The organism is Mesobacillus selenatarsenatis SF-1 (genome assembly GCF_000813125.1).
GTDB lineage: Bacteria > Bacillota > Bacilli > Bacillales > Cytobacillaceae > Mesobacillus > Mesobacillus selenatarsenatis.
The window spans coordinates 22,286-44,355 of sequence record NZ_BASE01000081.1 but is presented as its reverse complement, the minus strand read 5'-3'; the positions used below and the strand labels follow the sequence as shown (position 1 = coordinate 44,355).

Genomic DNA, 22,070 nt, shown 5'->3' with positions numbered 1-22,070 from the left:
GGCTTTTCTTGACAGCTTTTCCGTTTTCACCGCCAAACCTGTCACAATTCCGGGCTTTTCTTGACAGCTTTTCCGCTTTCACCGCCAAACCTGTCACGATTCTGGGCTTTTCTTGACAGCTTTTCCGCTTTCTCAGGCAAACCTGTCTTAAATCCGGACGATCCAAAACATCTTTGCCGTCCAAACCAGTCTGGGACCCCTTGATTGCGACCGCTTCCCCTCTTTTCCTTTAATAACCAGCCCAATCATCCTGGGCAACTAAAAAAGAGACAAGCCGCTAAGCTTGCCTCTCCACACAGGAAAACATCCGTTTTTATTTTATGGTTATGTATAAGGCCTGCTGGCAGGCCAGGTGTTCGGTTACAAAAAAACGCTCTTTAAAGAGCGTGCTGTTCATTTAGAATTCGATAAGACCTAAACTTACCTGAAGGGCTTCATCCACTTTTTCCATCATTTCGTCATCGAGATGGGTAATTTTATCGGTTAGGCGCTGTTTGTCAATTGTGCGTATTTGCTCCAATAAGATGACCGAGTCTCGTTCAAAACCGTACCGCTTCGCATCAATTTCTACATGTGTTGGAAGCTTGGCTTTTTGGATCTGTGCTGTGATCGCTGCGATAATGACTGTGGGACTAAACCGATTCCCGATGTCGTTTTGGATGACCAGGACAGGGCGAACTCCGCCTTGTTCTGAACCAACAACTGGGGATAGGTCCGCAAAATAGACGTCACCACGTTTGACAATCAAAGGATTATCCTCCGCTGACTAGACGTTCAACTGTGTGTTCTGCCTCGTATTCTGCTTGAAATGCTTCAGATGCAATGGTCAGATTAATTTTGGCCATTTCCATATAGCCACGTCTCATGGATTCACGAATTTGTCTCTTTTTCTTCTCACGCAAGAACATTTTTGTTGCCTGATAAATAAATTCGCTGCGGTTTACGTTCTCTTGCTTAACAAATCCATCTAGTTCACTTAAAAGATGCTGCGGTAACTTTACCAAAATCTCCGTTGTTGCGCTGGATTCAGACACAAACATACACCTCCACCATCATCACTACATACCATTATTAAGTTCGTTATCTCTCTACCATTTCTAATCTTATCACTATTTATGCAAGATGCAAAGATAAATCCGCAATTCTTCAGTATTATCCGCCCAAAAAATAGTGTTTTATTCAGGTTTTTAGCCAAATTGAACAGCTTTGTTAATTATTGGATTTTTATTATAACAGCGAATTGTTTAAATCGACTACTTTGCCGTCCTGCCTGTACAGACGCGGGACTCTTGAAGATATGATGCACGGAACTTCGTAGTTGATTGTTTCTAGCTTGCTGGCAATCTCATTGATTGAGATTGACTCTTCTCCCTGGCTGCCGATCAGGGTAGCGATTGTCCCGACTGGAACTTCATTCGGAAGCTTCACCATGCATTGGTCCATGCAAATACGCCCTATGATGGGGGATCTTTTGCCATCGACCAGTACTTCCTGTCCCTGAAGTCTGCGTATCCATCCATCAGCATACCCAATTGGAAGCGTCCCTACCCAAATTTCTTCTGGTGCTTCATAGGTTGCGCCGTAGCTGACCTTTTCTCCTTTTTCCAGCCTCTTTACGTGCACAAGCCTCGAATGGAGCGTGAATGCCTCCTGCAAATCCACCGGTAACTCGGGTGCGATCTCCATCGAGGGCGCTAGTCCATACATGGCGATTCCTACTCTTACAGCGTTAAACTGTGCATCTCTGTGCATCAGGGCTGCTGCACTATTGCTGCTGTGGACGACCGGGGGCAGCTTTTTCATTGAGCTCAGCATTTCCCTGAACAAGTCGAGCTGCTTGTTAAAATACACATCATCCAATTCATCAGCTGTCGCGTAGTGGGTGTAAATCCCGTGAAGCTGTAATCTCGCATCTTCTTCAATCAGTCTTTCTACTGCCTTCAATTCCTCAATTGACCGAATCCCGATCCGGCCCATTCCTGTATCTATTTTTATATGAAGCATAAGGGTTGAATCCTTTTTCAATACACCCTGCGCTTTTGCCAGCCATTCCTCCTGGAAAACGGTCAGAATAATCCCTTCTTCAGCGGCGATATTCACATCCTCTGGTCTACTTGCACCAAGTACAAGAATCGGAGCAGTAATCCGTTTTTTTCTTAACGCAAGCGCCTCATCCATGAATGCCACCGCAAGCATTGATGCTCCCGCTTCCAACGCCGCCTCTGCCACTTGGGAATCCCCGTGGCCATAGGCATTAGCTTTCACAACTGCAATAAATTCAACATCTTCAGGCAGATGACCCTTGATCTCTTTTACATTCATCTTGACTCGATCCAGGTCAACTTCCGCCCATGTATCACGGTAAAAAAATCCTTGCTCCTCCAACGAAAACTCCACTTCCTTCAACCCGAACGTTATTTATATTGTTTTATTATCAAACCGAAAGAACTCAATGTCAAATGGATATTATATACGAATTTTTTGAACAGGAAGTTCGTTCGTGGGGGAGAAACGCGGATTTGAGCTGCGATACCCGGGAAGTTTCTTTAAGCCTTAAAACCTGGTCGTTAATATTCATTTAGTTTTAGCCCTTAATCCATAAAAAAACAGGCCCAGGTTACACTGAGCCTGCATTTGGAATCTTATTTTTCCATATCAGCCAAGACCGATTTAGCTACCATTTCCAATTCTTCTGGTGATAGGTCTGTTGAAGCCAGCATATAATCGACTCCGAGGTGTGTCCAGGAAACCGAGGTTTCGTTCATAGCACCGATTGTGAATCCGAGGTCGACAGGCTTTCCCGTCATGTTGATCGCAGAGGACATTGCAGGCATTGCGTCTGCTTTCTCCTGGATCAGCGTGAATGATTTTTCGCCGTCATATGTGAGTACCACACGCTTTCCGTTCTCTGTCGTGATTTCTTTTTCATCAATTAACGTCACGCCAGGGATTTCAGCGACTGGATATTTTACAGTGAATTCCTTGTCTTCTACATCCGCCATAACCGGCACCTCAAGCTGTGCACCTGTCATATTTTTCTTCATATCAAACGCATCTTTGTCGAAGCTTGCGTCGAATTTCACATCCGAGAACTCAACCGTAACCAATGAATTCCGGTCTGGGTCCATCACCTTAACGCTGACCGGCGCCAGGTTCTTTTTGTTCAGCTTGATTTCCTGGATCGGAAGCATTTTGTTGTTCTGGTATCTTGTTTTCGTTTCGAACACATAATGTTCCTTGGTTGCCGAGAATTTCGCTTGCTTATCCTCGAGAATATCCATGATTAAAGATTCGTAAAGGTACGCCTGGCTGCTGTTTTTCGGCCAGTCGCTCTGGAATTTGAAGCTTTTGTTAAGGGCAGGCGTCAAAACAAATACCCCTTCTTCATTTCGCAGAATCATCTGGCTCTGGTCCTTCTGGGCATTCTTTAGGTTCACACGGTAAAATGACGGATCTTTATGCCAAATCTCCACATCGTACACTTGCGGCTCGGTACCCATTTGCAATGTCATCTTTGCCTTAGCCTTGTAGCTCTTCAGATCTTCGAGCGTTCCATCCAACTCCTTAACCACAGATTCCTGTGATTTTGTACCGCAGGCAGCCAGAGCAAAAATAACCATGAGCCCGGCGAGAAGCAACAATAACCTTTTCTTCATTCTTCCAACCCCTTTTAGTCTCATTTAAACGTGTAAAGGGAAAGAAAGGACAGGAATAAGACACTGGCTGCAAAATTGCTTGAGTAGTCTTCGTGCAGCCTTGTTCTCGCCGCCCTAGCCTTGTCTCCCTTACTGCATTATGAATATATGAGACAACCTGGGCGAATATGCCCCCGGGACCCGACAAGCATTTAAATTTTTTCGATTACCACTTGCGCAATAGCGTATTGTTCACTGTGTGAAATGGAGAGGTGAACTCCCTCCATATAAGGCTTCGTGACAAGTGGACGGCCATGCGGATCGGATTCTATTTCGATATCCATGAAGGACAATTCCTTTCCGATGCCAGTCCCATTTGCTTTTGAAAAAGCCTCCTTCGCCGCCCATCGTCCGGCAAGAAATTCAATTCCTCTCCGTTCATTATATTGTCTGTAAACTTCCCTTTCTTTTTCCGTTAAAACTCTTTCTGGAAAACGCGGCTGCGATTCCACAAGCTTGCGGATCCGGCCAATTTCCACGATATCGATTCCCGTTCCAATGATCATTTTTCCAGCTCCCTTCTAAAAAAGATGAATGCCGCATAGAAAATAGTGTACAACTTTCGCCGATTAGGGCTATCCTTAAAATTAGGACTTTTACGCATAACGAACTCATTATTTAAAAATATCCGATCCTCACGATAATGAGGACCGAGGAGGTTCCAATGTTTACAAGAACTGAAAGCTTGCGTGACTTCATCAGGCTTTACCCGGTTATTTCAATCATCATTACCATCCATATCTTATTATACTTGCTGACGGCATTGCCAATTTTCCCGAGTAAATACCTGTTTGGACTTTTAGCAGGTGTGAACCTGTACGTTGTGAACGGTGAGTACTGGCGGCTTGTCACACCGATTTTCATGCATGCAGGTTTTGCACATATGCTGTTCAACAGTTTTTCACTCGTCCTGTTCGCCCCGGCACTCGAGCAACTGCTTGGCAAAACTAAATTCATCTTGCTTTATCTTTTTACAGGCATCGCCGCAAACATCGCTACACTGATTCTCGAGCCGCTGACATACACACATGTCGGCTCAAGCGGGGCAATCTTCGGGCTGTTCGGTTTCTATATTTCTATCATTATGTTCCGAAAAGCCATGATGTCGCGTGAAAACTCCCAGACAATCATGACCATCGCCATCATTGCCGTGATCATGACATTCGTCCAGTCGAATATCAATATTACCGCCCATATTTTCGGCATGCTCGCAGGCTTCCTGACGGGTGCCGCGATTTATCGAAGATAATTTAATTTTAAAAAGCGCCTCATGGGCGCTTTTTTCGTTATGGATAAATACATGTAATGTTTTCTCAGCACCAAAGCTTTTTCCTCGTCACTCAACTGTTTCATGTGAATACCAATGATACATCGTGTCCACATGCTTTTTCTCAAGGTCAATGACTTTGCCGCCAGCCCCGCCATGCCCGGACTTGACAATTGCCTCGATGGTGGCCAGCTTCTTTTTCCGCTGAAAAAAGCTTTCTTTGACACTGAAAGACTGGACCTTATTTTTCCTCATATACACTGTGTTCTTGACAATATTTCGGTATCGGAAGGTAAGCATCCCCTGGTCGAGACTCCAGCCTGCATCTTTATAATTAAAGTAAGACCATAATGCCGAGACTGGAAGCAAGAGCAGTGCGCCAAAGCCCCATGGTCTCAACAACCAGATGGCCCCAATGATGATCGGCAGCGTGAACAGCCAGCTCTTCAATAAATATCTGCTGTATGCCCGTTTTGGTGCTGGTGATATGTTGACACGGAAGTGGTACTCCGTCAGATGAGGCTCAAGTAGGCCGGGTATTTTTCTTTTTTTCACGATCGGCAGGATAAGGACCTTTGAACTTTCCTGGTCAAGCGCCGAGCCTCCTGCGCTTTCTACATATGCCGAAGCATAACCTAGCGGCTGCCTGATGAGGTTCTCACTGATGCGGACAGCCTGGATCCGATTAAGTGGAATTGTGAACTGGCGTTTTTCCAGCAATCCACGTGTTATGACAAGATCATTATCCACTTTTCTCACGGTAAAATTAGCGTATTTCAGCATCGTGCCAAACAGCGCGATCATCCACGCAAGCAGGAACCCGAGAAATACCACGACACTGATAAAAACAACACCGTTTTGGACAAAGTGCTCGACCCCATCAAAAATCTGTTCATAAGGAATGAATTCTTCAAATTGGAAAACGAACGCAAACACCGCGGAAATGACAACGCCGACTCCGCCAGATGTAGTCGCAAGCATCAATAACTCTGAAACCGACATTTTATATAGAAGGTCATCGGATGATTCTGGCTCTTCTTCTCCTTGCAGTATCTGCCCCGACTTTTTGATGGATACCAAATAGTCATGGATTTCCTGTGCATCTTGCTTGGTGATCGCCGTCAGGACCGCCTCGCCATCCTGCAGACCCATCCCGCCAGAACCGGCTGTCTCGACCTTCACCTTCACAAGACCGAACAGCCGCTGTAAAATTCCTTCTGACAGATCAAGGCTTTGGATCCGGTCGAACGGAATAAATCGCTTTTTCCTGACAATCAATCCGTATTCAATTCGCAGTTCACCTTGCTCGATGCGATATGTAAATCTGTACCATGACAAAACTCCATAAACTAATACCAGCACTACAACACCAATCGAGCCAAAGAAGTAAAACAGATCCCAATCCGTTCCCCTGCTCCCGAAAACGACAAAAATCAGGAAAGGGATGATCATTTCCTTCAGCTGGCGCAGCGCATTGACGACAGCGGCAATCGGATGAAGCCTTTTCGGATCAGACATCCTCATCCGCCACCCTTGCAAGTCTTGAAATGGAAATCCTCAAGTTTTCGGCTTCCTCCATATCAAGCGCAGGTATTTCATGGACAGTCGCAGCGGTCGAAACCGTCACCGTCGATAAACTGTATTTCCGGAGTAAGGGACCTTGTTGTGTATCAACATGCTGGACACGGATCATCGGAATGAGCGTCCTTTTTATGATAAATACACCGTATTGAAGCTCAATTTCCTGTTCCCTCACTTCATAACGCCAGCGTTTCCATCGCAAGGTCGGCAATAAAAAGATAAATAAATAGCTATATACAGCAGCCACAGCTATGGCTGCAGCGATAATCCATTTAGGAAAATCAAATAATATCGTAATGGCGATCAGACCGCCCGCTAATACCCATACCACCAGGGAATGAAGGCTTGCGGCAATTTTCCAGACAGTCAATGCCTGCTCGGAAATCCGCTTTTGCGGCTCAGAAATCGTCATAAAGTCTCCTCCCATTTTTCCAATTAATAGCACCTTCTAAGTATACAACAACAACACGCAAGTATGGCACTAAATTGGGAGGAATATGAGAGACCCGATTATTTTACTAGGAAGCTGCTGCCGTCAATGGCTTCTACTTCAGGCATTTGATTTAGATCCTCAACCAGCTTGAACAGGGCAAGATCCTTCTTTTTCGCTTCAATCATGCAGTGTATTTCCGGTATGGAACCTTTTATGCCGTTAAGAAAATCCATGAACATGTACGCATCCACATATTCAGCGTGCGCCCGGAACTCTTTTTCCGAACGCGGACTTGAAATATGCATTTTCACCGGCAACTTCGAGTTCTCCCATGTCCCGACAATCCGCCCCCATTGCTCCTGCCAGTTTATGTTTTCATGATGGGCCAGGTGATGGTGATAATCGAAAACCAGAGGAATCCCAAGCTTTTCACAAAGGTAAAGCGTATCGTGTAGCGTGAACGATGTATCATCATTTTCAAGGATGATCATGTCTTGCAGCCTTGTTGAAACCAGTCCCCAATTATGGATGAATTGCTCCAGCGCTTTTTCCCGATTCTCATAAACGCCGCCAACATGGAGGACACATCGATGCTCGGGGTCGATTTCCATCCCCTTCAATAATGCATGATGCATCGCAAGCGTCTTGATTGAATTGTTCAACGTCTCAGTTTTCAACGTATTCAGCAGGACAAAATGATCCGGGTGAAAATCAACACGCATCGGATTTTCCTGTAAAAAATCCGCTATATCCTTTAAAGGTTCTTTTAACGCACGCATATACTTCCAGTCTGAAAGCTCTTCATGATTTGCAAGAGGAATCAACCTCGAGCTCAGCCGGAAAAAGTGAATCTCGTTCGCTTTGCTGTGCCTTAAAAGGCGCAGGCAGTTCTCAAGATTGGACACCGCGATTCTCTCCAGCTTATTAATGGCCGCATCCCTGTCTTTGATTCCCTGGAATTGCTTAAACGTCATCGTTTGAGACGGAGAAGCATTCTTCAGTTCCTCGCTCATCGCCACATAACCAAGCCTGACGATTGTCATTTCAGCCACCCCCCCGTTTTTATTGGTAGTATGCCCAGTTTCGAGGGATGGAGACTGGCAAAATTACTGCTCAAATGGAGTTGGTCGATATATTGTTAAATGCGGTCGATATATTCGAAAAAGTGGTCGATATATCCCGATTGATGGTCGATAAATTCAAAAAAGTGATCGATATCCTGACATGTGGTCGATAAATTTTGGAATATGGTCGAATTATCTTGGAATGTGGTCGAATTATCCTGGAATGTGGTCGAATTATTTCGGAATGTGGTCGAATAATCCTGAAATGTGGTCGAATTATCCCAAATAACAGCTGCGTATTCACCATTCGGTTGATGCGAAGCCGCTATGACAGCTAAATTTAGTGATTTTGGATGAAAAATGATTCATTTAAATGCTTAATGCATGTAAGAAGTTCAGCTTTCAGTAAAAAATCCCATAAAAAAACCCCGGTTTTGTTAAAAACCGGGGGGGGGGTGGTTTATTTTAGCGTGATGATCTTGATTTGTAGCTGCCGCCTTCTCTGCTGCCGCCACCGCCGCCTGTGCGTTTCGTTCCAGAGCGTGGCTTGTAAGGCTTTTTATTGCGTCCATCGCTGCCTCTGTTATCGAATCTTCTGCGGTCTCCTTGAGGTTTCTTGTCTCTTCTGTTTGGAAGAGGCTTTTCCTCAGTAAGCTTAACAGGAGTTGTATCAGGCTCTTTAGTCAGCATTTTCAATACTGAAGCAACGACTGTTTGAGCATCATGGTTTTTCAATAGCTCATCCGCTGCCTGGCGGTAGTATTGAAGGTTATTTGACTCGATTGTTTGAGTAATCTTGTCAACAACTGCTCTTTGCTGGCCTTCAAGCGCTTGGTCAACGGTTGGAGCAGTCATTTTTTCCATGCGGCGTTTAGTCGTTTTTTCCACTACATGAAGGTAAGAAGTCTCTCTCTGTGTGACAAACGTGATTGCCATACCCTCTTTACCTGCACGGCCAGTACGCCCGATACGGTGTACATAGCTTTCAGGGTCTTGTGGGATATCGAAGTTATAAACGTGAGTTACACCAGAAATATCAAGTCCACGAGCCGCCACGTCTGTCGCAACTAGCACGTCGATTGAACCTTCCTTGAACTTTCTTAAAACAGACATACGCTTTGCCTGAGTAAGGTCGCCGTGGATTCCTTCAGCAGTGTAGCCGCGAAGGTTCAATGCTTCAGCAAGCTCATCAACACGGCGCTTCGTGCGTCCGAAGATGATTGCCAATTCTGGAGATTGGATATCAAGAAGTCGTGTAAGAACATCGAACTTGTTCTTCTCCTGTACTTCAACATAGTATTGCTCGATTAAAGGAACTGTCATTTCCTTCGCTTTGACACGAACAACTTCCGGATCCTTCATGAAGCGCTCAGCGATCTTGCGGATCGGTCCTGGCATTGTTGCCGAGAACAATAATGTCTGGCGTTCGCTAGGGATTTTTGCAAGGATTGCTTCGATATCTTCGATGAAGCCCATGTTCAGCATTTCATCTGCTTCGTCAAGGATGACTGTCTCTACAGTATCAAGACGGATTGTTTTTCTGTTGATATGGTCAAGAAGTCGTCCTGGAGTTCCGACGATGATGTGAGGCCCTTTTTTCAATGCACGGATTTGGCGATTGATATCCTGGCCACCGTAGATTGCAAGAACGCCCAGTCTCTTGCCAGCACCGATTTTATATAATTCCTCGGAAACCTGGATTGCTAATTCACGAGTTGGCGCGATGATGATTCCTTGAATGTTATGGTTTTCTTTCTTGATTTTTTCCACTAAAGGAATACCGAAAGCAGCAGTCTTACCTGTACCTGTCTGCGCCTGGCCAATCACATCTTTATTCAAAAGGCTGATTGGAATCGTCTCTGCTTGAATTGGAGTTGCTTCCTCAAAACCCATATTCTTTACAGCTTTTAATGTTGCGGGGCTAATGCCCATGTCTTGAAACATTGTCAACTTTGCTCATTCTCCTTTATATTCACATTTATCCCGCACCGGTTCTTTCGATGCATCGTTTATTTAAGTGGCTGTTTAAGGATCCAAACCATTTCTGATTCTGGTTAGTTTGTCGTACCTTTACGGCGAAATAGGTGTTCGCACCTTGTGTTTTAAGCAGGGCTGAATCAGCAATTACAACACGCTGAAGCACAGAACCTGAAATATTAGACAAAAAAAGACATTCTCCATCACGGGAGTATGTCCGCTTAAAGGATTTTCTCAGTTAGACACTCAATATTCATGATACCATCTTTAGGAAGGAAAAGCAATTTTGAATAATTGCTTCAGCTTCTGATTTCTTCTATCGGTTTAGAAGTCAAGAAATCATATACCTCGTTAAATAAGTGTTCTTTTTCATCACAATGACAGATCAGATGTTTGGAGTTCTTATAAAAAATCAGCCGTTTTTCTTCAGCGCCAATATTTTCATATAAGTAATGGGCGCTTTTCGGAGGGACGATGCCGTCACTCTCGCCTTGTGCGATCAATGTAGGCACTTTCACATCGTTGAGAATAGGCTTGGTTTTGCTCACAAGCCTGCGAAACTGCAAGGTAGCGGTCATGGGTGTTTCTTTGATTTTTCTTGTGTAACGCTTGAATAACTCATTTTCTTTTAATTTTCCTTTTACCGTGTCCCTCATCATTTCCTTGATGTCAGAAGCAAGCTGTTTTGGATTTACATAATAAGCAGCCGCACTAAGCAGGACAAGCTTGTCAACCCGATAATTCGAGGCGAGATAGCTGGCAATCAGCCCGCCCATCGAGAATCCGACAACATACACGGTGTCACACTCTTTCAATAGCGCCTTAAGTTCATTCTCGGCATGGTCGAGCCATTCATTATGCTTAATTCCCTTCAATCTGAGCTCATCGCCATGGCCAGGCAGTGTTGGAACAACTATTTTCCAATCGGCCCTCTTCCTCAAGGACTGGGCAAGTGGTTCCACTTCGAACGGTGAACCGGTAAAACCATGTATTAACAGACAACCTATCATAACCAATCACCCATTAGTTTTTCTCGTATTTAATCTTTCCCCATTTTAAATCATTTAACCCGATTTTTCCTGAATATAGCCTTTTGTAATCATACTGTTAAATGCAACAAGATGCCCTTGCTTGCAGGACATCTTGTTGCGGTCTTTTATTTCTGCAATGCATGGACGACTTCTTCAAGCGCCATGCCACGAGAACCTTTTACAAGGACGATTGTTTCACCTGTTACGTATTTCTTCAGTTCATTGCTCAGCTGCTGTTTATCCTGGAAGGAAAATGCTCTGTCGTCGCCCAGAACTTCTATTGCCCCTTTGGTGATGGCTTCGCTCAGCTTGCCAAATGTGAATACATAATCAATTTTTCCGGCATCGATGGAAGAGCCAAGCTTGTAATGATACTCTTCCTCCAGGGGCCCAAGCTCAAGCATGTCACCGAGCACAAGAATTTTGCGATTGTAGCCTGACAGATTGGCTACGAGGTCGATTGCCGCTTTCATGGATGTCGGACTCGCATTGTAGGCATCATTTATGATCTTTTCACCATGAGCGCCTTCAGAAATCTCCATTCTCATATTCGTCAGCTTTAGGCTCGCCAAGCCGGCATTCATTTTTTCAAAAGGAACGCCCAGGAACTCAGCCGCAAGCATCGCTGCCAGTGCATTCAGAATATTATGGTTGCCAAGTACCGGCAGATAGAAGGTTTCATCACCGGCATTCGTCTTGAATTTGTTACCATTTTCGACCGACTCGATGCTGACCGGATAAAGGTCATTATCCTTGCTTGCCCCAAAGGTTTTCAGCTGACCATTACCTGTATAATCCTTCAGTCGTTCTAGCAAAAGCGGCTCGTCCCCATGGAATATAATCAGTCCGTTTTCCTGAAGACCTTCGATGATTTCAAGCTTAGCATCAGCAATCGCTTCCCTTGAACCAAGATCAAGCAGATGAGATTCACCGATATTCGTGATGATCACGGCATCTGGCCGGCCCATTTTCGTTAAAAATTCAATCTCACCTTTGCTGCTCATACCCATTTCAAGCACGGCAACCTCTGTATCTTCACGCAAGCGAAGAAGCGTCAGCGGAAGGCCCAGGTGGTTATTGAAGTTCCCCTCGGTCTTTTGCACCTTGTACTTTTGCGCAAGCAAGTTTGCTGTCATGTCTTTCGTCGTCGTTTTCCCATTGCTGCCTGTAATGCCGACAACCTTGATATCCAGCGAGTTGCGGTAGCTTCTTGCCAGCTCCTGCAAGGCGGTTGTTGTGTCTTCGACAATGATGATCGGCAAATCCTCCGGCGGATTCGGAACATCCTTTTGCCATAATGCTGCCGAAGCTCCGCCATTCTGGATGACATCAGCCACAAAGTTATGTCCATCTGTCCGCTCGCCCTTAAAAGGAACAAACAAATTCCCTGCTTCAATTTTACGAGTGTCGATTGAAACGCCCTTGACGATTACATCAGCAAATTTGCTTACATCATTCAACGCACTTGCCATTTGGGCGATCTCTGATAAAGGTTTTTGAATCATGCTAATATCCTCCCGAAATAAAGGGACACGGCCATGCCTATGGCTGCCGTGTCTCCCTGGATGATTTATATTTTAGAAAGTATACTTGATCTTCTGTTTTTCAGCGTGGCGCTGTATTCCAAGGTTCACCAGCTTTTCGATTAACTGCGGATATTCTACGCCGGTATGCTTCCACAATAGCGGAAACATGCTGAATGGCGTGAAGCCAGGCATTGTATTAACTTCATTGATCAGCAGCTGGCCATCCTTTGTGAGGAAGAAATCTGCACGGACGAGACCTGAACAATCCAGTGCCTTGAAAGCAGTAATTGCCATTTCTTTTAGATCAGCATATTGCTGATCTGTGATTTCAGCAGGGATGATCATTGCTGTATCGCCATCTTCATACTTCGCTTTGTAATCATAGAAATCCTTCTTAGGGACGATCTCGCCAACTACCGAGCATTCTGGTTCATCGTTGCCCAGTACGCCGATTTCGATCTCACGTGCGACGACACCCTGTTCAATGATAATTTTACGGTCGAATTGGAAGGCCTCTTTGAACGCTTCCTCAAGCTCCTGCTTGTTGGAAGCCTTGCTGATTCCTACGCTGGATCCAAGATTTGCAGGCTTTACAAAGCAAGGGTAGCCAAGTCTTTCTTCTACTTGGGCGTAAACTTTTTCACTGTCCTTTTCCCATTCGGTTCTAAGCGCGGACACATAGTCAACCTGAGGTAGGCCCGCCTGTGCGAACACATTTTTCATGACGATTTTATCCATGCCTGCTGCTGAGGCAAGAACGCCATTGCCGACATATGGGAGGTTCAATAATTCAAGCAAGCCTTGTACTGTTCCATCCTCGCCGTTCGGTCCGTGAAGCAATGGGAAGATGACATCAAGAGTCTTCCCGGATTCTGCACCGCCCGCCTGGAATAATGCCGGTGTAAATGAAGGAGTAGGCAGGTTCGAGTTATCGGAAAACTCAAGTGCCTTTACATTCTCTGCAGGAGCACCCAGCTGAGGACCCTTGACCCACTCTCCCTCCTCCGTTATGTATATAGGATAAATCTCGAATTTTTCAAAATCCAATGCCTTCGTCACAGCCAATGCTGTCTGCATCGATACTTTATGTTCAGCCGATTTGCCGCCGTACAGCAGCCCGATTCTTGTCTTCATAAAAATAGACCTCCAATAAAATTCAATCCGTTTATTATTTTACCACTTTATTTTTTAATTAAGGAATTGTTATAAATATTTAATATTTGCTCTCCAGCTATACTATTTCCTGTTTTAACAGCATGAAACCTGCTTGGAGTTAAAAGTTGGCATCTGCTGAATAATTTCTCTTTCAAAAGCCTTCTATAGGCAATCAACCCAATTTCAGCGCCTAATTTACCATATGAATTAATTTATAATTCTGTGAATAAGTGAGTCTGTTAAAAAATAATGCCTGGCTGAGCGCCCGGTTTTTAAACTGGGAAAAATCGAGATTTATTTCCAATTCGCTATTATATTTGGATTTTCGCTATAATAAGTATTTTTTCGCTATAATATCTGGATTTTCGCTATAAAAATAAATTTTCGCTATAAAATTTAAAATTTCGCTATAAAAAATTTCCCGCGCCAGGATTTAACCAATAGTTCCACTCAAATTTTATCTTTAAACATTTTTTACAGGCAAATTATACTGCTTTCCGAAGTAATCAGCCGAAAAAAAGCAGTCAAATCATTGAAATGATCTGACTGCTGATTATACGACTTATAGTTAGCTATCTTATTTTACAATTAGAACAGGTGCTTTTACTCGCTTAGCGACTTTATGGCTGACGCTGCCAAGAACCATTTCCTGCAGGCCATTCAACCCCCGGCTTCCGAGGACGACGACATCAAATTGATTTTTGTTGGCATAGTCGACAATTGACGGTCCTGGTTCACCGAGCAATTTTTCATACCTGAAGTTCAAGCTTGCCTCTTCAAGCATGTTTGTAACCGGTTGGAGCCTGATTTTTCTTTTCTCTTCGACCACTGTTCGGTCTGTATTGTGAAGGACATCTTCCTTGGATGTCTGTCCATCGACAACATAAACTACTGTTATTTCACTATCGCCGGTAAGCTTCGCTAATTCTACTGCTTTTTTTGCCGCGCGCACTGAATGGTCAGAACCATCAGAAGCTAACAAGATCCTCTTAAACATCAAATTCCCCCTACATTTATTTCCATTATCTAATTATATAAAGAAAGCACGCTGATTCGTCAACGTGCTTTCCCAAAATATATTTTACGTTTTAATGTCCGGACAGCTTGGCACCTTCCTGTTTGTGGACGGCTAGCTTGTCAATCAAGTGTGAACTTGGTTCATTCAGGCCGTGCAAGCGGACCAATGTTCCATTCTCTCTTAATTTAATGACGATTTTATCAATTGCCGCAACGGCTGAGTCATCCCAAACATGGGCATGTGTCAGGTCGATTACGACTTCTTTGGCTGATTCTTTCAAATCGAAGGATTCAACCAAATCCGTTACTGAAGCGAAGAATACTTGTCCAGTTACAAAATACGTACGGCGACTCATTGCTACATCGAATGTTGATGTGATTTTAACCTTGGAGATTTTCGCTACGAAGAAAATCGCGCTCAAGATGATTCCGGCAAATACACCTTTTGATAGGTCATGGGTGAAAACTGTTGTTACCGTTGTGACAACCATGACAATTGAATCTGTAACAGGAGTCTTTGCCATGCCTTTGATTGATGACCAATCAAATGTTCCAATCGATACCATGATCATGACCCCAACCAGGGCAGCCATTGGGATTTGGACAACAATATTACCTAAAACAATAATCAGGAACATCAAGAAAGTACCTGCGACAAGAGCAGACAATCTGCCTCGGCCGCCAGATTTAACGTTAATTACAGACTGTCCAATCATTGCGCAGCCTGCCATACCGCCGAATAATCCAGCAACGATATTCGCAATACCCTGGCCGCGGCTTTCTTTGTTTTTATCACTAGAAGTATCAGTCATATCATCGACGATCGAAGCGGTCAGCAATGATTCAAGCAAGCCGACAATCGCCAAAGCCAATGAGTAAGGGAAAATAATTTTTAACGTTTCAAGGTTAAAAGGTACATTTGGAATCAAAAATGTTGGCAATGCTGAAGTCAGATTCCCCATATCGCCAACTGTTCTTACATCACTCTTTGTCATAAGTGCTAACACCGTAATGACGATAATCGCCACAAGCGGGGACGGAACAGCCTTAGTAATACGCGGGAAGAGATAAATGATCGCAAGCGCGCCTGCTACCATTGCATACATTACCCATGTTGCGTCTACAAACTGCTCAAGCTGTGCCATGAAAATCAAAATTGCAAGTGCGTTAACGAAGCCAATCATAACGGAACGCGGAATGAACTTCATGAACCTCGCTAATTTAAACACACCAAACAGAATCTGCAGGAGACCTGTCAAAATCGTAGCTGCCATTAAATATTGCAAACCATGATCAGCAACAAGCGTCACCATCAGCAGCGCCATCGCACCGGTCGCTGCTGAAATCATGCCAGGACGGCCGCCGACAATCGCGATTGTCACAGCAATAGCGAATGATGCGTAAAGTCCTACCATTGGGTCAACACCAGCAATAATCGAAAAGGCGATTGCTTCAGGAATCAAAGCAAGCGCAACGACGATTCCTGCAAGGATATCTCCTTTGACGTTGCCAAACCATTGTTCTTTAATTGTATTAGTATTCAAGTAAACACCCCTTAATAGTTTTTGTGGCTTCCTACTCTCAAGCAAGCCGGGTCCGATAAAAACAGGATTTATCATAACATATTTATCAAAATGAGCAACCAGCATTGTAAGCGCTGTATTTCATGTTTTTCTCCAGATATCGATTGATATCTACGTTTTTCATATAGGTACAATAGAAACCTTATAATGTAAAGTCACTATTTCTGCCCTGCGTCTTGTAAGCTTTTAAAAGCATAATTTTGTTATGATGGTTTGGGAGGTTTTCACATGAATACATCAGGTTCTTCAGCACCATTTAAGACGAATTTCTACTACGGCTGGGTCATCGTTTTCATCGCTGGAATGGGTGTGTTTTTTTCAGGACCAGGACAAACGTACTCGGTATCCGTCTTTATTGACTCTTACATAAAAGATTTCGGCTGGAGCCGCTCGCATGTATCGGCGGTCTATTCACTTGCGACCCTCGCTGCCGGGATTTGCATGTTCTTTGTCGGCCGCTTCGTTGATAAATGGGGACAAAGAAAAATGTCAGTTATTGTTGGCATCGGGCTGGCGCTGGCCAGCTTCTGGAACAGTATGGTCGTTAACACCGCGATGCTGTTCATCGGCTTTTTCCTGATAAGGGTCCTAGGCCAGGGATCGATGAGCCTGATACCAAACACCTTAGTCCCACAATGGTTCATCACAAAACGAGGGAAGGCGATGAGCCTGATGGCCATCGGCGGATTTGCCAGCTCAGCTGCACTACCGCCATTAAATGCCTGGCTTGTTGCGACGTGGGGCTGGAGTTTTTCTTGGAAGGTATGGGGAGTCCTGCTTCTCGTCGTTTTTGTTCCGCTGGCCTATTTTTTAATTAGAAACAAACCGGAGGATATCGGCGAATATCCTGATGGAGTGAAGCCTGATTGGGCAAACGATCCTGCTGATCCTAACAGAACAATCAAGCCTTTTGAAGAGGTGAATTGGACGGTCCAGGAGGCAGTTAAAACACGAGCCTACTGGCTGTTGCTGTTTTGTGTCGGAATTCCGTCCCTCGTCAACACTGGGCTGACTTTCCACCTAATCTCTATTTTTAAAACAAACGGGATTTCTCCTGCGATTGCCGCACTTGTGTTAAGTTTGATGGCTTTAATCGGTTTTCCGGTAACTCTGATTGCAGGACCATTACTTGACCGCGTAAAAGTGCAATACGTGCTCGCAGGGATTTTTACAGGGGAGATCATTTTCATACTCGTGCTGCTGGCAGCTGATCAAACAGCCATCGCGATTGCATTCGGGGTATTATGGGGAATCAGCGGCGGATTTGAAAGGATTACCTTGAACTACGTCTGGCCGAGCTTCTTCGGACGAAAATCGCTTGGCAGTATCAAAGGTTCGGCGATGACCGTCACCGTGCTTGGTTCAGCGTTGGGGCCATTGCCATTCGGGCTCGCCTACGATTATTTCGGCGGGTATGAAGAAATTCTGCTGATGTCCATTGTGCTTCCAGTGTTGGGGATGATAGCCTCACTACTTGCGAAGAAACCGGTGAAGGAAGCAGCTTAGTTATGTTTTGAGCTTGACCCAGGATTGTGTACAGGAGAAAGAGCTTCTATGGAACCTTTTCGGTGCTTGAAACCTCTTTTGGGCTCATAGAATCTTTCTATAAGACCTTTTCGGCAGTTGAAACCTCATTCGGGCTTATAGAGCTTTTCTATAGGACCTTTTCGAGGGTTTTAACCTCCTTTGGGCATATAGAATCTTTCTATAGGACCTTTTCAGCGATTCCTACCTCATTTAAGGCTTACATGGAACCTTTTCTGGGGTTTCAGTTTCTTCCCGGCATAAAGAGATCAATTACAAACAAAGTCCTGCAAGCTCAATAAGCTGCAGGACTTTGTTTTACCCAATCGGAGTACAGATTTCTATGTAGTGCCCATCTGGATCAGCTGCGTAGGCAACAACCTGGCCCCATGGTTTCTCTGTTGGCTCGAGCAGGATCGGGACACCTGCTGAACGCAGTTTTTCCACTGTGCCTGCAACATCCTCTGTTACGAATCCGAGCTCAAAGGTTTGCTCATTCCTGACTTCATCTGGAATCGGCAGGTTTGTAATCTCGCGGCCGCTTTCTCGTGTGTTCATCGACAGCACCGTGTTACCGGTTTCGTACTCAATATAGGTGCCAAATTCATTACGAAGTTTCAGGCCAAGCAACTCACCGTAAAAATGCTTTGTTTTTTCCAAATCAGCGACATATAAAATGACATACCCCATTTTCAATTCCATCATCATCACCTCTTAAACAAGAATTCGAGACTAAACGATGTAATTCCTTCATTTAATGCTTGAATGCTGCTTTACTGGATCTATACTTCAATATCGCTTCCTTCGTGCAAGTATAAATTCCTTCACTGATCAGCTTGCCGAGCGGGGTGGCAGTGCCGGCATAAGCAATCGACTCCCCCTGCTGGATTGCGGCGATGCATATGCTGTCTGTCGAAATGCCAGCTGACTGTCCAGCGCTTCCAGCCCCGCTTCCCTCAAGCTCATTCAAAACGCTTATTTTCGCTTCTGCCGCAGTCATTGCGCTCTGGATAAAAGCCTCCTCGGAAATCTTGCCATTAATGAATAGCCATGTATTGATATTCCGCGGTCTGTCACGATGAGTATTCCCGGCAGAGACAATGATAAAAATGGAAAGGTCGCCATCCTCAAACAGCTGGTATGATGCTGTCTCTGCAGGAACAGCTGTCATCATCCCAACCGTCTCGCTTGGCAGGAAGCCATTCTCCTGCAAATACTCAGCCATTTCCGCCTTATGGTCGCTGCAGTCATATTCCATCGGTACAACTCTGTGCACGAACGAACTATGCCAGCCAATCCCGGCACCGGTGATTCCGGAAGACATCGTCCTCAAGTTCATCGGTGACTGCAGGACAATCCTGTCCTGTCCTACATCAAGAAATCTGGCATCTATTTTAAAATCAGCATCATGACCGCCGTCCGCTTCGGGAACCAGCAGCAATTGCGGCTTGGCAATTTCCGGGTGCGGATGGTTTTTGATCTGAGTTTTATAGACTTTTTTAATTCTTTCTTCCTTTAATACCTCTGCAGGAGTGTCAACTATCAAAACTTCACCATTTTCCATCAACAGCAGCCTGTCACAATATAATGAAGCCAGATTCAAGTCATGAAAAATCGAGACAACCGTCAATTCCTCTTCCGCTGCCCACTTTTTCAGTAGGTCGAGCAGTTCCTTTTGGAAACTGAGGTCAAGGTGGTTCGTCGGCTCATCAAGCAAGAGGATCCTGGGCTGCTGAGCCAGCGCCTGCGCGAGAAATACCCGCTGTTTTTCACCGCCGGACAATTCCACGATCGATTTATCCTGAAGGCGAGTTATCCCTGTCTGTTCCATCACCTTCTGGACAATCTGTTCATCCTCATCATGCCAGCTATTGAACCAGCCTTTCTGGTGTGCATAGCGCCCGAGTGAAACGGTTTCTTTTACCGAATAAGGAAAGGCCTGTTCACCGTGCTGAGGCAGGACAGCCATCATCCTTGCAAGCTGCTTTGGCGAGTATTGTGTCAACGGACGCCCTTCCACGTCGATAGAACCTTCTCTGAAATTCAGAGCTCCGCTGATCATTTTTAAAAGCGTTGTTTTTCCGCTGCCATTGGGGCCAAGGATTCCAAATAACTCCCCCTCGCAAACCTCAAAGGAGATTCCCTTCAACACCTCTCCGCCTGCATATCCGCCTGTCAAATTCTTCACTGTAATCATTGGCCAGCACTTCTTTCCTTACGATTTCTCATTAAAATCAATGCAAAAATCGGAGCTCCGATCAAGGCTGTGATCACGCCGATCGGTAATTCTGATGGCGCGATAATTGTCCTCGATACAAGGTCGGCAAGAATCAGGAAGCCGCTGCCAATCAAAACGGATAGCGGCAGCAAATGTCGATGATCCGGTCCCCAGACGGTCCTTGTCAGATGCGGGATGACGAGGCCGACAAAGCCGATTGTCCCTGATACCGCGACCGCTGAACCTGTTAAAAGAGACCCAGACAATAAAATCAGCAGCTTGCGGCGTTCGACATTGACACCAAGGTGCTGCGCCCGTTCCTCACCGAAGGACATTGCATTTAACTCCCTGGTATTTGCTAGTAAAATCACCAAACCAATAATAAAGAAAGGGAAAATAATTTTGATGTATTCCCATCCGCGCATCGAGACACTGCCAAGCAGCCAGCCAATGATTTGCCGCAGTTCCTCGCCAGATAGGGCGATCATCAATGAAATGAATGATCCAAGAAATGAACTTAAAATGATTCCAGTCAATATAATCGTCTCAACCCTGAGCAGCCTGTCGACTCTCCGGGCAAAAAATAGAACAAACAGCACGGTTGCGAATGCGAACAAAATGCTCAGCACCGGCAAGGTGAATGCCCCAACTAACGGCAATGAGATTCCAAAAAACAACGTGATGACTGCGCCGATTGAGGCCCCTGAAGAAATCCCCAGTGTATATGGGTCAGCCAGTGGGTTACGGAGCAGTCCCTGGAACGCCGCACCGGCAATTGCCAGGGACGCACCGACGAGTCCTGCCAGCAAAACGCGCGGCAGCCTGATATCCATAACTATGCTTTCATGCATCGAATCGATTCCCTGTCCCTGAAAGCGGAAAATCTCAGCACCAATAATTTCAATAATAGCGGGTACAGGGATGGAAACCGTTCCGATCGATATGCCCAACAGCATTGAAATGATCAAAAATGCTGTCGAAATGATATATGCTAATCCTTTATTATTTAAAAACGTCCGGATAAATGGCTTTTGCAAGCTCCTCTGCTCCTTCAGCGAGCCTTGGGCCAGAACGGGTTACGAGGTCAGAGTGGACATCGAATACCTGCTGGTCCTTGACCGCTTTTACATTATTCCAGCCTTGCCGCGCAAGAACCTGCTCGATCGGCTTTTCTGTGTAGTAACCATAGGTTGTCACAATAACATCGGGATTACGCTCGACGATTGCTTCTGGGTCAACCTTTAGCCAGCCATCCATATCGCCGGCAGCATTCTTGGCGCCAATCAACTCCAGCATCTCATTAATGAAAGTATTTTTGCCTGCTGTGTAGATTTCCGGTGCAGGAGAGACCTCGACAAATACTGACTTCTGCTCTTCTGGTTTAATTGCCTCTGCTTTCTTCTTCAGTTCCGCAAAACTGTTTTTCATATTTTCAATAAGTTCATCTGCCTTTTCCTGCTCGCCAATTGCCTGGCCAATCATTTCGATTGATTGATACACTTCTTCAAATGACTGCGCATCGTTCACAACAACAACATCAATTCCTGCGTCCTTCAATTGCTGAAGACCTTCTTTTACAGTGTCCACTGTTGATCCAGGAGCAAGAACGAGGTCTGGCTTCAGAGAAATTATTTTCTCTATATTGAATTCCATCCCGCCGATTTTTTCCTTCGACATTGCTTCCTCTGGGTAATTGTCGAAATCTGTGACGCCGACAATCGCATCACCGCTGTCAAGTGCGTATATAATCTCCGTGTTGCTCGGAATCAGGGAAATGATCTTTTCTGGCTTTTCTTCAATGACAACTTCTTCATCAAGCGCATCTGTTACAGTGACCGGGAAACCCGACTTTTGCTCCTGCGCGGTTTTTTCGCCTGCATTCTTTTCAGGTTGTGCCTCAGTACCGCAGCCTACCAGGATCATGGCTGCGGCCATTATCAACAATAATATTTTTTTCATTTGCTTCTCCTCCATATTTTCAATAAAAAACAAAAAACAT

General features: G+C 45.0%; 23 protein-coding genes. 3 read left to right on the top strand and 20 right to left on the bottom strand.

All coding sequences use genetic code 11. The features are described from left to right. The 6 genes from TY49_RS25060 to acpS all read right to left on the bottom strand — a co-directional run. Window positions 1-184, bottom strand: a 184-nt coding sequence (locus tag TY49_RS25060; protein ID WP_232310474.1) for a hypothetical protein, incomplete at its 3' end; no start/stop codon positions are given. A gap of 213 nt (window positions 185-397) precedes the next feature. Then, a complete protein-coding gene (gene ndoA, locus TY49_RS16760) occupies window positions 398-748 on the bottom strand; it encodes a type II toxin-antitoxin system endoribonuclease NdoA (RefSeq protein ID WP_041967053.1) in 351 nt (116 codons plus the stop codon). A gap of 4 nt (window positions 749-752) precedes the next feature. Next, window positions 753-1,034 carry a CopG family ribbon-helix-helix protein gene (locus TY49_RS16755; protein ID WP_031308192.1) on the bottom strand — a complete coding sequence of 94 codons (282 nt, stop codon included), beginning with the start codon at window positions 1,032-1,034 and terminating at the stop codon, window positions 753-755. A 193-nt stretch (window positions 1,035-1,227) separates the two neighbouring features. Beyond that, a complete protein-coding gene (alr, locus tag TY49_RS16750) occupies window positions 1,228-2,385 on the bottom strand; it encodes an alanine racemase (RefSeq protein ID WP_041967052.1) in 1,158 nt (385 codons plus the stop codon). Window positions 2,386-2,642: 257 nt separating this feature from the next. Beyond that, on the bottom strand, window positions 2,643-3,656 hold the full coding sequence (locus TY49_RS16745) for a LolA family protein (protein ID WP_041967051.1): 1,014 nt from the start codon (window positions 3,654-3,656) through the stop codon (window positions 2,643-2,645). Between the two features lie 191 nt (window positions 3,657-3,847). Then, on the bottom strand, window positions 3,848-4,201 hold the full coding sequence (gene acpS / locus TY49_RS16740) for a holo-ACP synthase (protein WP_041967050.1): 354 nt from the start codon (window positions 4,199-4,201) through the stop codon (window positions 3,848-3,850). 158 nt (window positions 4,202-4,359) lie between these two features. Between acpS and TY49_RS16735 the strand changes: the two genes are divergently transcribed. Beyond that, a complete protein-coding gene (locus TY49_RS16735; protein ID WP_041967049.1) occupies window positions 4,360-4,944 on the top strand; it encodes a rhomboid family intramembrane serine protease in 585 nt (194 codons plus the stop codon). An 87-nt stretch (window positions 4,945-5,031) separates the two neighbouring features. On the opposite strand, the gene TY49_RS16730 is transcribed toward TY49_RS16735, so the two are convergent. From TY49_RS16730 to uvsE, 3 genes are all read right to left on the bottom strand, one after another. Further along, on the bottom strand, window positions 5,032-6,480 hold the full coding sequence (locus tag TY49_RS16730) for a PH domain-containing protein (protein WP_041967048.1): 1,449 nt from the start codon (window positions 6,478-6,480) through the stop codon (window positions 5,032-5,034). Further along, window positions 6,473-6,955, bottom strand: a complete 483-nt coding sequence (locus TY49_RS16725) for a PH domain-containing protein (RefSeq protein WP_041967047.1) — start codon at window positions 6,953-6,955, stop codon at window positions 6,473-6,475. The genes TY49_RS16730 and TY49_RS16725 overlap by 8 nt, the downstream gene beginning before the upstream one ends. A gap of 98 nt (window positions 6,956-7,053) precedes the next feature. Next, window positions 7,054-8,019 carry a UV DNA damage repair endonuclease UvsE gene (gene uvsE, locus TY49_RS16720; RefSeq protein ID WP_041967046.1) on the bottom strand — a complete coding sequence of 322 codons (966 nt, stop codon included), beginning with the start codon at window positions 8,017-8,019 and terminating at the stop codon, window positions 7,054-7,056. A gap of 47 nt (window positions 8,020-8,066) precedes the next feature. On the opposite strand from uvsE, the gene TY49_RS24750 reads away from it, so the two are divergent. Further along, window positions 8,067-8,213: a hypothetical protein gene (locus TY49_RS24750; protein WP_156972711.1), complete on the top strand. Its 147-nt coding sequence runs from the start codon at window positions 8,067-8,069 to the stop codon at window positions 8,211-8,213. A gap of 292 nt (window positions 8,214-8,505) precedes the next feature. On the opposite strand, the gene cshA is transcribed toward TY49_RS24750, so the two are convergent. The 7 genes from cshA to TY49_RS16690 form a co-directional block, all read right to left on the bottom strand. Continuing rightward, window positions 8,506-9,990 carry a degradosome RNA helicase CshA gene (gene cshA, locus TY49_RS16715; protein WP_041967045.1) on the bottom strand — a complete coding sequence of 495 codons (1,485 nt, stop codon included), beginning with the start codon at window positions 9,988-9,990 and terminating at the stop codon, window positions 8,506-8,508. Window positions 9,991-10,018: 28 nt separating this feature from the next. Further along, complete coding sequence (locus tag TY49_RS24745) at window positions 10,019-10,204, bottom strand: hypothetical protein (RefSeq protein WP_156972710.1); 186 nt, start codon at window positions 10,202-10,204, stop codon at window positions 10,019-10,021. Window positions 10,205-10,316: 112 nt separating this feature from the next. Further along, window positions 10,317-11,027: an alpha/beta hydrolase gene (locus TY49_RS16710; protein WP_041967044.1), complete on the bottom strand. Its 711-nt coding sequence runs from the start codon at window positions 11,025-11,027 to the stop codon at window positions 10,317-10,319. A 146-nt stretch (window positions 11,028-11,173) separates the two neighbouring features. After that, entirely contained in the window at window positions 11,174-12,553 is a 1,380-nt protein-coding gene (locus TY49_RS16705) for a UDP-N-acetylmuramoyl-tripeptide--D-alanyl-D-alanine ligase (RefSeq protein ID WP_041967043.1), read from the bottom strand. A 72-nt stretch (window positions 12,554-12,625) separates the two neighbouring features. Then, window positions 12,626-13,708, bottom strand: coding sequence for a D-alanine--D-alanine ligase (locus tag TY49_RS16700; RefSeq protein WP_041967042.1), 1,083 nt, complete (start codon window positions 13,706-13,708; stop codon window positions 12,626-12,628). Between the two features lie 598 nt (window positions 13,709-14,306). Further along, the gene (locus TY49_RS16695; protein WP_041967041.1) at window positions 14,307-14,726 is read right to left on the bottom strand and encodes a universal stress protein; all 420 of its coding nucleotides are present in this window, start codon (window positions 14,724-14,726) and stop codon (window positions 14,307-14,309) included. 91 nt (window positions 14,727-14,817) lie between these two features. Beyond that, window positions 14,818-16,290 (bottom strand): SulP family inorganic anion transporter, encoded by a 1,473-nt coding sequence (locus TY49_RS16690; protein WP_041967060.1) that lies wholly within the window; start codon window positions 16,288-16,290, stop codon window positions 14,818-14,820. A gap of 267 nt (window positions 16,291-16,557) precedes the next feature. Here TY49_RS16690 and TY49_RS16685 point away from each other — a divergent pair, with 267 nt between their 5' ends. Further along, a complete protein-coding gene (locus TY49_RS16685; protein WP_041967040.1) occupies window positions 16,558-17,835 on the top strand; it encodes an MFS transporter in 1,278 nt (425 codons plus the stop codon). 336 nt (window positions 17,836-18,171) lie between these two features. Here the strand turns inward: TY49_RS16685 and TY49_RS16680 are convergent, their stop codons facing one another. Genes TY49_RS16680 through TY49_RS16665 form a run of 4 tightly spaced genes read right to left on the bottom strand, consistent with a single transcriptional unit; the run spans window position 18,172 to window position 22,030 of the window. Continuing rightward, window positions 18,172-18,555: a VOC family protein gene (locus TY49_RS16680; RefSeq protein ID WP_041967039.1), complete on the bottom strand. Its 384-nt coding sequence runs from the start codon at window positions 18,553-18,555 to the stop codon at window positions 18,172-18,174. Between the two features lie 52 nt (window positions 18,556-18,607). Further along, window positions 18,608-20,050 carry a heme ABC transporter ATP-binding protein gene (locus TY49_RS16675; RefSeq protein WP_041967038.1) on the bottom strand — a complete coding sequence of 481 codons (1,443 nt, stop codon included), beginning with the start codon at window positions 20,048-20,050 and terminating at the stop codon, window positions 18,608-18,610. Next, on the bottom strand, window positions 20,047-21,108 hold the full coding sequence (locus TY49_RS16670; RefSeq protein ID WP_041967037.1) for a FecCD family ABC transporter permease: 1,062 nt from the start codon (window positions 21,106-21,108) through the stop codon (window positions 20,047-20,049). The genes TY49_RS16675 and TY49_RS16670 overlap by 4 nt, the downstream gene beginning before the upstream one ends. Further along, window positions 21,074-22,030: an ABC transporter substrate-binding protein gene (locus TY49_RS16665; RefSeq protein ID WP_041967059.1), complete on the bottom strand. Its 957-nt coding sequence runs from the start codon at window positions 22,028-22,030 to the stop codon at window positions 21,074-21,076. The genes TY49_RS16670 and TY49_RS16665 overlap by 35 nt, the downstream gene beginning before the upstream one ends. Window positions 22,031-22,070: the final 40 nt, after the last annotated feature.